Source organism: Salmonirosea aquatica (assembly GCF_009296315.1).
GTDB lineage: Bacteria > Bacteroidota > Bacteroidia > Cytophagales > Spirosomataceae > Salmonirosea > Salmonirosea aquatica.
The window spans coordinates 3,278,117-3,291,646 of the sequence record NZ_WHLY01000002.1; the positions used below are offsets into that span (position 1 = coordinate 3,278,117).

At 52.0% G+C, this 13,530-nt stretch carries 11 protein-coding genes and 1 pseudogene; 10 read left to right on the plus strand and 2 right to left on the minus strand.

What is annotated here, in order from left to right; translation table 11 throughout:
- Positions 1-47: 47 nt before the first annotated feature.
- The 4 genes from GBK04_RS14870 to GBK04_RS14885 all read left to right on the plus strand — a co-directional run bounded on the left by GBK04_RS14870 (position 48) and on the right by GBK04_RS14885 (position 4,448).
- Entirely contained in the window at positions 48-1,256 is a 1,209-nt protein-coding gene (locus GBK04_RS14870) for an acetyl-CoA C-acetyltransferase (RefSeq protein ID WP_152760968.1), read from the plus strand.
- 150 nt (positions 1,257-1,406) lie between these two features.
- Complete coding sequence (locus GBK04_RS14875) at positions 1,407-1,790, plus strand: hypothetical protein (RefSeq protein WP_152760970.1); 384 nt, start codon at positions 1,407-1,409, stop codon at positions 1,788-1,790.
- 19 nt (positions 1,791-1,809) lie between these two features.
- Positions 1,810-3,942, plus strand: a complete 2,133-nt coding sequence (locus GBK04_RS14880) for a 3-hydroxyacyl-CoA dehydrogenase NAD-binding domain-containing protein (protein WP_152760972.1) — start codon at positions 1,810-1,812, stop codon at positions 3,940-3,942.
- A 179-nt stretch (positions 3,943-4,121) separates the two neighbouring features.
- Positions 4,122-4,448: a LytR/AlgR family response regulator transcription factor gene (locus GBK04_RS14885; protein ID WP_152760974.1), complete on the plus strand. Its 327-nt coding sequence runs from the start codon at positions 4,122-4,124 to the stop codon at positions 4,446-4,448.
- Positions 4,449-4,451: 3 nt separating this feature from the next.
- Here GBK04_RS14885 and GBK04_RS14890 read toward each other — a convergent pair whose 3' ends face one another.
- Positions 4,452-5,699, minus strand: coding sequence for an NAD(P)/FAD-dependent oxidoreductase (locus tag GBK04_RS14890; RefSeq protein ID WP_152760976.1), 1,248 nt, complete (start codon positions 5,697-5,699; stop codon positions 4,452-4,454).
- Positions 5,700-5,957: 258 nt separating this feature from the next.
- Here GBK04_RS14890 and GBK04_RS14895 point away from each other — a divergent pair, with 258 nt between their 5' ends.
- The 4 genes from GBK04_RS14895 to GBK04_RS14910 all read left to right on the plus strand — a co-directional run bounded on the left by GBK04_RS14895 (position 5,958) and on the right by GBK04_RS14910 (position 10,030).
- Positions 5,958-6,731 carry an alpha/beta fold hydrolase gene (locus tag GBK04_RS14895; protein WP_152760978.1) on the plus strand — a complete coding sequence of 258 codons (774 nt, stop codon included), beginning with the start codon at positions 5,958-5,960 and terminating at the stop codon, positions 6,729-6,731.
- A 128-nt stretch (positions 6,732-6,859) separates the two neighbouring features.
- A complete protein-coding gene (locus GBK04_RS14900) occupies positions 6,860-7,531 on the plus strand; it encodes a CBS domain-containing protein (protein WP_152760980.1) in 672 nt (223 codons plus the stop codon).
- 155 nt (positions 7,532-7,686) lie between these two features.
- Complete coding sequence (locus GBK04_RS14905; RefSeq protein WP_152760982.1) at positions 7,687-8,568, plus strand: sugar phosphate isomerase/epimerase family protein; 882 nt, start codon at positions 7,687-7,689, stop codon at positions 8,566-8,568.
- A 118-nt stretch (positions 8,569-8,686) separates the two neighbouring features.
- Positions 8,687-10,030 (plus strand): Gfo/Idh/MocA family protein, encoded by a 1,344-nt coding sequence (locus tag GBK04_RS14910; RefSeq protein WP_152760984.1) that lies wholly within the window; start codon positions 8,687-8,689, stop codon positions 10,028-10,030.
- A gap of 83 nt (positions 10,031-10,113) precedes the next feature.
- Here GBK04_RS14910 and GBK04_RS14915 read toward each other — a convergent pair whose 3' ends face one another.
- On the minus strand, positions 10,114-11,229 hold the full coding sequence (locus tag GBK04_RS14915) for an alkene reductase (protein WP_152760986.1): 1,116 nt from the start codon (positions 11,227-11,229) through the stop codon (positions 10,114-10,116).
- A gap of 312 nt (positions 11,230-11,541) precedes the next feature.
- On the opposite strand from GBK04_RS14915, the pseudogene GBK04_RS14920 reads away from it, so the two are divergent.
- Positions 11,542-12,416: pseudogene (locus GBK04_RS14920) on the plus strand (NAD kinase).
- Positions 12,417-12,514: 98 nt separating this feature from the next.
- Complete coding sequence (locus tag GBK04_RS14925; RefSeq protein ID WP_152760988.1) at positions 12,515-13,528, plus strand: dipeptide epimerase; 1,014 nt, start codon at positions 12,515-12,517, stop codon at positions 13,526-13,528.
- Positions 13,529-13,530 lie beyond the last annotated feature (2 nt).

A 13,530-nucleotide genomic window follows, 5' to 3' on the forward strand; every position in this document is an offset into this window, starting at 1 on the left:
CATACCATTGGCAAATTCTATTTCTACTCCTAACCTAATCCTCAGCCATGGCCGAAGCCTATATTTACGACGCAGTGCGCACCCCCCGGGGCCGCGGCAAGTCGGACGGATCGCTGCATACTACACAGCCGGTCCAGTTGCTCACAACGGTGCTTGAAAAACTGCGCGATCGGAATGACCTAGATACCCGCCTGGTGGACGATGTGATTATGGGCTGTGTGACGCCCATCGGTGAGCAGGGCGCGGATATAGCCCGTACGGCAGCTATCAGCGCTGGCTATGCCGAAAGCGTGGCAGGGGTACAGCTGAATCGCTTCTGCTCATCGGGGCTGGAAGCCATGAACATGGCTGCTGCCTACATCATGTCGGGTCAGGTAGATTTGATCGTCGCTGGAGGCGTGGAATCCATGTCACGTGTGGCAATGGGGTCGGACGGCGGCGCCCTGGGGATGAATCCGCAGATTGTAGCCGAACACAAGATTGTACCCCAAGGTATTTCGGCAGATCTGATCGCTACGAAGTACAACTACTCCCGCCTGGATGTAGACACCTATGCGGCGGAATCATACCGCCGGGCAACCGAAGCCCAACGGGCTCACCGTTTCCAGCGCTCGCTGGTGGCAATCGAGGACGAGCTGGGTACCCTGCTGCTCGATCAGGACGAAGGGGTACGTCCGGAGACCACCGTAGAGTCGCTGGGTAAATTGAAACCTGCATTTGAAGGAATTGGCAAAATGGGCCTGGATGCCCTGGCTCTGATGAAGTACCCCGCCATCCCACAGATCAACCATGTCCATCATGCGGGTAATTCGTCGCAAATCGTGGATGGCGCAGCGGGACTTTTGATTGGCAGCCAAGCCATTGGCGAACAACTGGGGCTGAAACCCCGTGCCAGAATCAGAGCCTTCGCGGTTATTGGCACCGAACCTACCATCATGCTGACCGGCCCCGTGCCCGCTACCCAGAAAGCACTGAAACGAGCGGGTATGAACATCACAGACATCGACCTGTTTGAAGTTAATGAAGCTTTTGCTGCCATTCCCCTTTACTACATGGAGCAATTGGGCGTGGATCACCATAAAGTCAACGTCAATGGCGGATCTATTGCGTTAGGGCACCCACTGGGCGCCACGGGTGCCATTATTTCGGCTACCCTGCTCGACGAAATGGAGCGAACCGATAAATCCATTGGGTTGGCTACCCTCTGCATTGGTGGCGGCATGGGCATCGCCACCATCTTTGAGCGGGTAAAGTAGGTGGCAGGATATATCAAGTGGAAACACACAGAAGTACAAATATCTTCATCAGTTTGCATTATTTGTCTCATTTTTTATACATTTCGTACAAATGAATATTAACTATTATATTCATTTGACGAACTTGGTTATCATATTTATGTATAGAAAATGAAAGAAAAAATCTTAGAACGGTTCAAATCCTTCATTGACCAGCATGGTGGAATTCGCAAGGTAGCTCCCCGTGTGAACAAGTCCGCGCAATTTTTTTACTCTATGTTTAAGCGTGGTACCATGCCCAGCGTAGACCTAATGCATGACTTCATGAAGGAGTTCGAAAACTTTGATATTACTTGGCTGATAGTCGGGGAAAAGAAAGAGATGGTGTCTGCTCCTATTAATTCAACTATGGAAGTCGAATTGGAAGCACTTCGCAGGAAAAACGAATTGTTACAGGAAATGTACTTCGAGATCGTCAAGAAGGATGCTAAACGGGAATTGGCTGAAAAAAACACGGTTGGAACTACCCGAAATCTCAACCATCTAGAACCTTAAAGTCCAGAATTCATCTATCATGGAAATAGAATACAAGCAAGAACAAAACATCGGGGTCATTACCTGGAATATGACCTCTTCTCCGATGAACGTCCTGAATGATGCGTCCATCCCGGCCTTTGAAACGGCATTGCAGCAGGCCTTCGATGATCCGAAAGTCAAAGGTATTATCGTGACCTCGGCCAAGCCGGAATTCATCGCCGGAGCTGATCTCAAAATGATCCTGCGCAATCAGGAGCGGGACCCAAAGGAAATGTTGGAGGTTTCTATGCAGTTGAACCGGCTGTTTCGCCGCATGGAAACCAACGGTAAGCCCCTGGTCGCCGCGATCAATGGTACCGTGCTGGGTGGTGGCTACGAAGTATGCCTGGCTTGCCATCACCGCATAGCGCTCGACAATCCAAAGACTAAAATCGGACTGCCCGAAGTAAAACTGGGCCTATTGCCGGGCGGCGGGGGTACCCAACGCCTGCCCCGGATGATTGGTATTCAGACTGCCCTGCCGCTGATGCTGGAAGGAAAGGATGTGTCGCCCCGGCAGGCTTTGGAACTGGGGATGGTGGATGAAGTGATAGGTACCCCCCAGGAAATGATGCAGGCGGCTAGGGACTGGATTTTAGCCAATCCTTCGCCAATAAAACCTTGGGATCAGATCAACAAAAAGACGGGCAGGATCGAAGCGCGTGATAACTTCAAGGTACCCGGCGGCAATGTACAAGGGCCAGCCGGTGTGCAGGCCTTTGCAATCGGTACAGCGATGGTGATGGAAAAAACGCGGGGCAATTACCCTGCTCCGCTGGCCATTCTTTCCTGCGTGTACGAGGGCTTGCAGGTCAATCTGGATCGTGCCATTGCCATCGAAGCACGGTATTTTGTCAAGGTAGCCCGGTCCAAAGAAGCCGGAAACCTGATTCGGACCATGTTCCTAGGGCTGGGTAGTGCCAACAAAGGTGCCAGTCGTCCGCAAGCTGTTGAGAAAACGGAAGTCAAGAAATTGGGTATCCTGGGTGCTGGCCTGATGGGCGCGGGTATCGCCTACGTGTCGGCGATGGCAGGGATTGAAGTGATTCTGAAAGACATAAGCACTGAAGCCGCCGAAAAGGGAAAAGAGTATTCCAGAAAACTTTTAGATAAAGCCATCACCAGGGGTACCCTCAACGAAGCAAAAGCCGAAGCGATTCTGAGTTTAATAAAGCCTACCGCCCAAGCTGCTGATTTGCAAGGTTGCGAACTAATCATTGAAGCCGTTTTCGAAAACAGGGAGGTGAAGGCGCAGGTAATCGGCGAAGCCGAGCCGATGCTGGCCGAGGGCGGCGTTTTTGGCTCCAATACCTCCACGCTACCCATCACCGGCCTGGCGGCTTTAGCCGGAAAACCCGAAAATTTCATTGGGATTCATTTCTTTTCCCCGGTGGACAAAATGATGCTGGTGGAGCTAATCGTAGGTGAAAAAACCTCCGACTACGCATTGGCTGTGGCAATCGACTATGTGCGCAAAATCCGCAAGACACCCATTGTCGTCAACGATTCGCGGGGTTTTTATACTTCCCGTTGCTTCATCACCTATTCGTCCGAAGGTATGGAACTGCTCAAAGATGGCGTAGATCCCGTACTGATCGAAAACGCGGCCAAACTGGCCGGAATGCCCGTGGGACCCTTAGCCGTCACCGATGAGGTGGCGTTGGATCTGGTCTATAAAATCGCCGCCCAGTCTATTGCCGACGGAGCGCTCACCGAAGCCGATACCAGTTATCAGGTCAGTAAGAAATTTGTGGAAATGGGGCGGATGGGCAAGAAAGCCAAAGCAGGATTTTACGACTATCCCGAAGGAGCCACGAAGTACCCCTGGCCTGGTCTGACGGAGCTGTTTCCTTTGGCCGATCCGCAGCCGGATGTTGAAGAAGTGAAAAAAAGGCTGCTCTATCGTCAGACTCTGGAAGCCGTGCGGTGCTTCGAGGAAGGCGTCATCCGTACCCGGCTTGACGCGGATCTGGGTTCTATTCTGGCCTGGGGTTTCCCGGCCTACACGGGGGGTACCCTGTCATTTGTGGATTATGTAGGGGCTCAGGAGTTTGTGCGGGAATGTGACCGGATGGCCGATGCTTACGGTGAGCGGTTCAGACCGACGGAGGCGCTGCGGGCACAGAAATAATGTGGTACGGGCGTCTCGCCCGTCTTCACATATAGCACGATAGAAACAGGCAGGATGCCCATTCACCGGCCCCCGGGTACCTTAGGCGAAAATACTGGATTTGCGGTATTGTCAATACCTTTTGGATCTGCCTACATTTGCAATATGTAAGCACCATACCGTTTACACGCTCATACGAGATGACCACCACCTTACCTCTCCCTCATCTCCACTTCAAACACCACTTGCCTTTTCCCGTGCAGGACGTCATGCGCCTGGACGGGAAGGGCAATTATACGGTTTTAACACTTTCCGACGGAACGCAATTTCTTTCCTCGCGCAGCCTGGGCATTTACGAAACCATTTTTCCCGAAAGCTTTTTTCGCGTCCACAAAGGCTGTATCATCAATCTGGAATTTTTACAGGATCTGGATGCCGAAAGACACTTGGCTATCCTCAATGATGGTGCCGAAGTGTCCGTATCACGGCGGCGTTGGCCGGAATTAAAAGTACGTTTTACCGACTAGGTTTTACGGTTGCTGGACGCCAATAATCATTTCGGCAACTTCCCGGCCCGTTTGTAGGGCGGCGTTCAGAGACGGATAAGCTGTGTAATCGCCGCAGCGGTACAGGCCAGGGGCCAGTTGCAACGACTCCGGCGTACTTCCGGCCTCGTAGCGAACCAGGGCCTGAGGAAGGTGATAGGTACGCAAATGCCGCCAGTCTTTTACTTCATCCCCAAACCACTTCCCCAACTCCAGCCGAATATCGGCGGCCAGCTTTGCATCATCGGCCAGGTCGAGGCCTTGCGTGCTGACCGAAATCAGACTTTGCCCATCGGGGGCGTAGCCGAAAGCCACATCGCTCGGAACACACAAATGATGTACCACGGAAAGTCGGTTGGGATTCAGGATCAGCATTTTTTTGGTTGAGGGCGATCGGTTAGCTGCAAAGTAGGTGCAGGTAGTCACGTTGTATTGCCTTTTTTGGGAGGCTCCCAGCAGGCGATCGGCAGTAGCAGCATCAGTGGCAAGCACAACAGTCTCAGCGCGGATCGTCTCTCCGTTTTTCAGTAGGATCGTTTGCCCTTCCAGCGCGGCCACCGGACTGTTCAGCCGCAGGGTACCTGCGGGCAAACCGGCCGCCAACTGCTCAGGAATGGCCTGCATGCCTTTGGCGGGTAGCACGGCTTCGCCGTTGTAGAATTGTTTGAAAACAAAACGAAAAAAATTACTGGACGTGATTAAATCGTTTTCCAGAAATACGCCCCCGAAAAAAGGCTCAAAGAATGTGGCAATCATCTGCGGACTCCAGCCGTAGTTCTGTAGATAGGCCAGCGTAGTGGTATCCTGATCCCGGAAAAAATCTTCCGCCCGGGCTACGGTGTTCACCTCCCGCATAAGCTCCACCAGCCGCAGTTTATCACCTAAGGTACCCACGGAGGCGGTGAGCGCTTTAAAGACCGTGAGCGGCTCTCTCAGGGGATTGGGCATCTCAGTGAAACCATTATCCTGCCGAATCATCGCGCCCGAGCGGAAAGCCTGCAAATTCAGGGCGTCGTAGTGAAGCAAACGTCGGGCTTCGGGATAGGCTGTGAGCAGAATCTGAAAGCCCCGGTCCAGCCGGAAACCATCGAGCACATCGGTGCGCACACGCCCCCCGACCGCATCGGAAGCTTCCAGAACCCGGGGGACGACTCCGGCCTGATGCAAATAGCGAGCACAGGCAAGGCCCGCCACCCCGCCACCAATGATTATAATCGGATAGGACGTTTCCATGTTTATTGACTTTAATGTTTGAATATAGTATAAAATTTACAAGAAAGAGTTTATGATTTATTTACCAATAACGATTCCGCTTTGCTGGAAAAAATCCTAGATTTGCACGCAATCACGCATCGGGTTCTCGAAAAATAGATATATTTCTGTACAACGTGCGTCATTTTTGCCTATAATAGCGAATGCTTTCTGCATTTACGGCCATTGAACCCATCACTATTCTATTGGTTTGAGTGAACGGTTAACCTTTTTGAAAAAATGAAATACCAGGTACACGAGGAAGGCGGATTCCGGTACATCGACGAAGGACAGGGAGAAAATATGCTGTTGCTGCACGGACTGTTCGGTGCCCTGAGCAATTGGGACGGTGTGATCGATGGCTTCTCAAACCGCTATCGCGTTCTGATTCCTGTATTGCCCATCTATGAGTTACCCCCCCGTAAAGCGGGCTTGGAAGCCCTGCTCGAATTTCTGGAAAATTTCCTGGCCTTCAAGGGACTCAGGAATCTGACCGTACTGGGCAATTCCCTTGGTGGGCACATCGGGTTGCTTTATACGCTCAAGAATCCTGAAAATGTCCAGCGGCTGATCCTGACGGGTAGTTCGGGACTGTTCGAGAACTCGATGGGCGGCTCTTTTCCCAAGCGGGGTAGCTACGCATACATCGCCGAGCGGGTGGCTTACACCTTCTATGACCCCAAGGTGGCTACCAAGGAATTGATCGATGAAGTGTTCGAAACCACCTCCAGCATTCCCAAATGCATGAGCATTGTAGGCATCGCGAAGTCGGCCCAACGGCATAATCTGGCCAAAGAACTCCACCGCATCAAGGTACCTACGCTGCTGGTGTGGGGATTGAACGATACCATTACGCCGCCCTACGTCGGTCATGAGTTCAATCGCCTTATTGCGGGTTCGGAATTACACTTTGTGGACAAGTGCTGCCATGCCCCTATGATGGAGCATCCCCAGAAGTTCAACGCGATTCTTGAACAATTTCTGGCGAAACATACGTTATTAGAACCTGCATGACACAATGAAGTGACTGACTGTTGGGCCGTGTACGGCCTTTTTTTTCGGTTTTGCGAAAACTTTCCTTGGTTATTTGATAGTGATTCAGTTTTTATTTAGTTTTCGCAAAAGACCAAACTCTTTTTTCTATGCTTGCTGCTACTTTAATCAATCCCATGCTGCCCACGCTAAAGCTTACCGATTCTGTAAGCACGGCGCTGGATTGGATGAACGATTACCATACGCAGCAGCTGGTCGTAGCGGATGATGACGTGTACAAAGGCATTGTGTCGGAAGCCATTCTGCTCGATGCCGCCGACGATACGCTGTCGTTGACCGATATGATCCGTCAGCATCAGGATGTGTACGCCACCGAAGACCAGCATGTGTACGAGTTGCTGCGGCTCATCAACCAATATGGCCTGAAGGTGGTACCAATTGTGGGTGAAGACGGCTTGCTGTCGGGTACCATTCTGGTAAGTGAGCTCCTCGAGCGCTTTGCCGATGTGTTGGGTGTTCAGGAAAAGGGGGCAGTGCTGGTACTCAAAATCGCGGAGCGGGATTATTCCCTTTCGGAGGTAAGCCGCCTCATCGAATCCAATGGTACCAAGGTCATCAGCAGCTACTACGCTTCTACGGCTACCTACGAAAACCCCGATGATGCGCGTCTGACGCTCAAACTCAACCGTACCAATATCAATCCCATCGTAGCTACCCTCGAACGCTTCGGCTATGCCATCGAGGAGGCCCATGCCAACGATCCCGTAGAGAGCATCGACCAGGAACGGCTGGATATGCTCATGCGCTACCTGGCTACCTAGCCTGATTCTTCCTGTTTGTGGCACACACTGCGGTCGGGTTACCTTGCCGGAGCCCCTTATTATTTCCCAACTTTTGAGTAACCTAGGGGTAAGTTTCGGCTTTTTCGTCTGAATAGGTAGGGAATTAACTTTGAAGTCTAATTACTAAAACCTCCATGACGACACGTCGAACATTTTTCAAAAAAGCAGCGCTGGGTACCCTGGCCCTTTCCTGGGCGGGCTCTGCGATGGCCTGGGATAAAATCATACCTCTGGGTTGGGGCAGAATTCTACCACCGGTGCCTGCCGATGAGGCTGGCGAGCCGTTCCGGCTGGGGCTGGCAGGATACACGTTTGTGAATTTTAAGCTGGATCCGGCTTTGGAAATGATGCGCAAGGTAGATGTCAAGTATCTCTGCATCAAAGATTTTCACCTGCCCATGAAAAGCACGGCGGAAGAAATTGCGGCCTTTCATGCAAAATTGAAAGAATCGGGCGTGACAGGCTATGGGGTTGGGCCGATCTACATGAAAACCCAGGAGGCCATCGACCAGGCTTTCGACTACGCCAAGCGTGTGGGGGTGGACCTTATCGTCGGCATTCCCGAAGTGTCCGACCTACCTTACGTAGAGAAGAAGGTCAAGGAATACAACATCCGTTACGCCATCCACAACCACGGGCCGGGCGACAAGATATATCCCAACGCCGTGACCGTACATAGTTATATCAAAGATTTGGATCCGCGCGTCGGCTTGTGCTTCGACATCGGCCATGATATGCGCTATGGTGACGATCCTATCGCCGATTTTCAGAAGTACCACAAGCGTATCTTCGATATGCACCTGAAGAACGTCACTTCCGCTACCCACGATGGCAAGACCAACGAATTGGGCCGCGGAGTCATTGATATCCCCGAGCTGGTAAAAACCTTGCGTAAGGTCAAATACAGCGGGGTGTGCGCCCTTGAATACGAAAAAGACATGAAAGATCCGCTAGCGGGCATTGCCGAGTCGGTAGGGTACTTCCGGGGTGTTCTGGATGCCAGCCGTAAAAGTTAAGGAGGTCATAAATCGGGGAGTCGAGAGTACGCGAAATGTGACTTTTGATTCTGAATTCGTTTATTCCTCATGTCGGACCCCATGCTCCGCTCATAAACTTTAAACTTCAAATCCAAAGATGACTGATTCAAGAAGAAATTTTATCAAGAAAATTGCCCTCGGAACTGCCGGTGTGACGCTGGCGGGTACCACCAGGGGAATGTCGGCCCGAAGCTATGCCAAAATTATCGGAGCTAACGACCGTATTCATATCGGTATTGCGGGCCTGGGACGTCGGTTGGGCGCTTACTACCAGCCTATTGGACTGAAAAGCAGCAATGTAGAACTGGTGTACCTGTGCGACGTGATGAAAAGCCAGCGCGAAGCGGCGGTCAAGAAATTCTCCAAGTACATCGACTACACCCCAAAACTCGAAAACGACATTCGAAAGGTCATCGAAGATCCGAAAGTAGATGTGCTCTTCAACGCCACGCCCGACCACTGGCACGCGCCCGGTACCTGGATGGCCGTGAAGGCAGGCAAGCACGTGTACGTAGAAAAGCCATGCAGTCACAATCCCCGCGAGGGCGAGTTGCTGGTGGAATTCCAGAAGAAATACAACAAGGTGATTCAGATGGGCAACCAGCAGCGCTCCGCGCCCGAATCGCAGGAAATCATCAAGGAAATTCATAATGGTGCCATCGGCACACCTTACAAAGCCATCGCTTTCTACGCCAGCGCGCGTGGTGAGGTACCTGTGCAAAAGAAAGCACCCGTACCCGATGGGTTGGATTGGGAACTATGGCAAGGCCCGGCCCCACACCGCGACTACACCAGCGACACCTGGGACTACAACTGGCACTGGTACGGCTGGAACTACGGTACCGCCGAGTCGGGCAATAATGGTACCCACGAACTGGACGTAGCCCGCTGGGCCTTGCAGGGTGATTATCCCGAGCATGTAATGGTAGAAGCCGAAAAACGCTATTTCCCCAACGATGGCTGGGAAATGTACGATACCATGGAAGCTACCTTCCGCTTTCCCGGCAATAAAATTATCCAGTGGCAGGGTCAAAGCCGCAATGGCTACAATACCTATGGCAGCGACCGGGGTACCCTGATTTTTGGTACCGAGGGCAATGTGTATGTGGATCGTGGCGGCTATAAATTGTACGATCGCTCGGGCAAAATGATTCGTAGCAATCAATCCAAGGGCAACGAAGCCGGTACCGCCCTGGGTGGCGGCGGCGATATGACCACGCTGCACGTCGTCAATTTCTTCGATGCCGTGCGGGGTACCGCCAAGCAGAATTCGCCGATTGCTGAGGGAGCCAAAAGTGTGCACATGTGTCACCTGGCCAACATCGCTTCCCGCACGGGGCAGGCACTGGACGTGGATTCCAAGAATGGCAAGATCATGGACAAGAAAGCCATGAAATACTGGGACCGTGAGTATCAGCCCGGCTGGGAGCCCAAATTGTAAAAGCGATCAGACTAATATTTGTAAAATTAAAAAAGGCCCGGAAAATAACTTTTCCGGGCCTTTTCTTTGTCAATTCATCCTCACTAATCGGCATGCACAGTTTCGGAAGCTACGGGATAATCCAGATAGCCTTTTTCACCCGGCGTGTAAAAAGTAGACTGGTCCCATTCGGCCAGGGGTAGATCTTCGGCAAAACGCTCCACCAGATCAGGATTGGAAATATAGAACTTACCAAAAGACACCAGATCGGCGTCACCCCGTTCGATAACCGCATTTCCTTTTTCCTGATCGAAACCGGCGTTGATCATCAGGGTACCCTGGTACAAAGGCCGGAAGTGCTTGGCTATTTCCGTTAGGGCAAAGGGTATATCCGACACGTCGGTAAAGGGTTCAGACAAGTGTAGGTACGCCAGGTCGTACCCGTTTAGTTTGTTGATCATGTAATCGAAGGTCGGGATGGTTTCTTCATCCATCGTCATGCCAGAGGTACCATGCAAGGAAGGATTTATCCGTACGCCGATTTTTACCTCGGGAACCTCCTGCTTTATCGCATCCAGGACATCGAACAGAAACCGCGCCCGGTTTTCAATGCTGCCACCGTACGCGTCGGTGCGGTGGTTGGAGGTACCATTAAAAAACTGGTGAAACAGGTACCCGTTCGAAGCATGAATCTCCACGCCGTCGAAGCCCGCTTCAACGGCATTTTTGGCTGCCGTGGCGAAGTCCCGGATAGTGGTTTCGATGTCTTCCAAAGTCATCTCCTTGGGTGTCACTGTATCCTTAAATCCCTGCGGGGTAAATGATTTGGCATTCGGATTGATCGCCGAAGGAGCCACAGGCAGGTTGCCCTCGTGAAAATCAGGGTGCGAAATACGGCCTACATGCCACAACTGGATGAAAATTTTACCACCTGCTGCGTGTACTTTCTGGGTTACCTGCTTCCAGCCTGCTACCTGGGCGGCGCTGTGAATGCCCGGCGTGTTGATGTACCCCACGGCTTGTTCCGAAACCTGAGACCCTTCGGTGATGATCAGTCCCGCGCTGGCCCGCTGGGCGTAATATTCGCCCTGTAGATCGGCGGTAGGTTTTTTCTCGGGATTGTCGGCCCGGCTACGGGTCATGGGTGCCATCACGACCCGGTTTTTCAATTTCAGATGGTTGGATTTGTATTCTTGCAAAAGAGGTTGTTGGCTGCTCATGTTTTGGTTCGTTAGTGGAAAATAAGGGTACATTCCCTATTTTAAAATATATGTATTTACTATTAATGTACCTACTGATAACTGTGCCTGGATCGGGTTTGTTCCCAGGTATATCAATGTAAAATGATTCTACGGACTATGCTAGGGAAGAACATTGGGTTGTTGCGAAGAGCCAAATCTTTGTAATTCAAGGCCACAGGTGGGTTTTAAGGTACCTTGGGCAAAACGTAAACCGACTTGATTCGTTTGAAAATCCGCCTTAGTCGCTTTATCTTTCGCCTCCGAACCAACGCTTCAACCTCAACTCGACGCATGAAAATAGCCGTTCACGGACGTTCCTTCACGGAATCAGCCCGCCCGTTCATTCAGGCCATGCTCGACGAATTACGGGATCGCCGCATCGAAATACAGCTCTATGCGCCTTTCCGGAACTTCCTGGATTCCATACAGGTACAGCACTATTCTCAAAAAATATATACCTCAGCGGACGATCTGTTCGATGCGCGCCTGATCGTAAGTCTGGGTGGTGATGGTACCTTACTCGAAGCGGTTTCGCTGGTGGGAGCGCGGCAAATTGCCGTGATCGGTATCAATGTAGGACGGCTGGGCTTTCTGGCTACGGTACCCCCGAACGCATTCCCGACATGATTGAAGCTTTGGAACGGGGTAGGTACCGCATCGACGAACGCTCGATGCTGGTCATGGAAGCGGATCTGGATATTTTTGACGGACTGAATTTTGGCCTGAATGACTTCACCATCACCAAAACGGATACGTCTTCGATGATTACGGTGCATTCCTACCTCAACGGCGAGTTTCTCAACTCCTACTGGGCCGATGGCCTGATCATGTCCACACCCACGGGTTCGACGGGCTACTCGCTGAGTTGTGGCGGGCCGGTACTGGTACCCAATGCGCAGAATTTCATCCTCACGCCCGTAAGCCCGCACAATCTGAATGTGCGTCCCCTGGTGGTTGAAGATACGGCGGTACTCAGCTTCGAGGTCAAAAGCCGGAGCAACAGTTTCATGGTGTCGCTGGATTCCCGCTCTCAGGTGGTGGATTCTTCGGTCAAAATCACCGTCCGCAAGGCACCGTTCACCGCGCGGCTTATCAAAATGCTGGACGACAATTTCTTCAACACCCTCCGCAATAAATTGTCGTGGGGGCTGGATATGCGCAACTGAATTTTCAGCAAAAATACTTTCAATACCTGACGCTCGACTTTCGAAATTTACAATAGAGCCCATGGTCGAAGGTCACCTATCAAACGTCCGAAACTAAAATGACCTTACACTACCACACATTCGACCTGCGGCTAAAGCATACGTTCACCATCGCGCACGATTCGCGCGATGTGCAACCTACCCTGATCGTGGAATTGCGGGAAGGTACCTTATGCGGGTACGGGGAAGCTACCTCCAATAAGTACTACGGCATTTCGATCGAAGGCATGAAGGCCGCTCTTGAAAATGTGCGCAAGCTTGTGGAAGGCGCTGAATGGGGTACCCCCGAGGTACTTTGGGAAATGACGCATCCATTTCTGAAAGAGAATCCTTTTGCCCAGTGCGCGCTCGATGAAGCCGCTCATGATCTTTTTGCCAAACGGCAGGGTAAAAAACTGTACGAAGTGTGGGGGCTTTCCGTGGGGAACAATCCCATTACCGACTACACCATCGGCATAGCGCCTGTAGAAAAGATGGTTGAGAAAATGCGCGAATTTCCCTGGCCGCTGTACAAAATCAAGCTGGGAACGGCGGATGACCTGGCCATCGTCCGGAAACTGCGCCAGCATACGGAGGCTCCGTTCCGGGTAGATGCCAACTGCGCCTGGACTACCGAACAGACGATCGCCTACGCGCCCGAATTGAAAGCTTTGGGCGTGGAGTTTATCGAGCAGCCCCTGCCCGCCCACGACAAAACGGGCATGGAACGGGTATTTGCCGAAAGTGCGCTGCCGGTGATCGCTGATGAAAGCTGTATCATCGAAAGCGACGTGGATGCCTGCGCGGGCCTTTTCCACGGAATCAATATCAAGCTTACCAAATGCGGCGGCCTCACACCCGCCCGGCGCATGGTTGCCCGTGCGCGTAAACTGGGCCTCAAAACCATGGTGGGCTGTATGAACGAAAGCAGCGTAGGCATTTCGGCCATCGCACAACTGCTGCCCCTGCTCGACTACGTAGATATGGATGGTACCCTGCTCATTGCCAACGATCCGGCGGCGGGCGTTACATTTGACTATGGAAAGATAATCTACGCTGCTGAAAACGGTACCGGGGCCCAACTCAAACAGTAGCT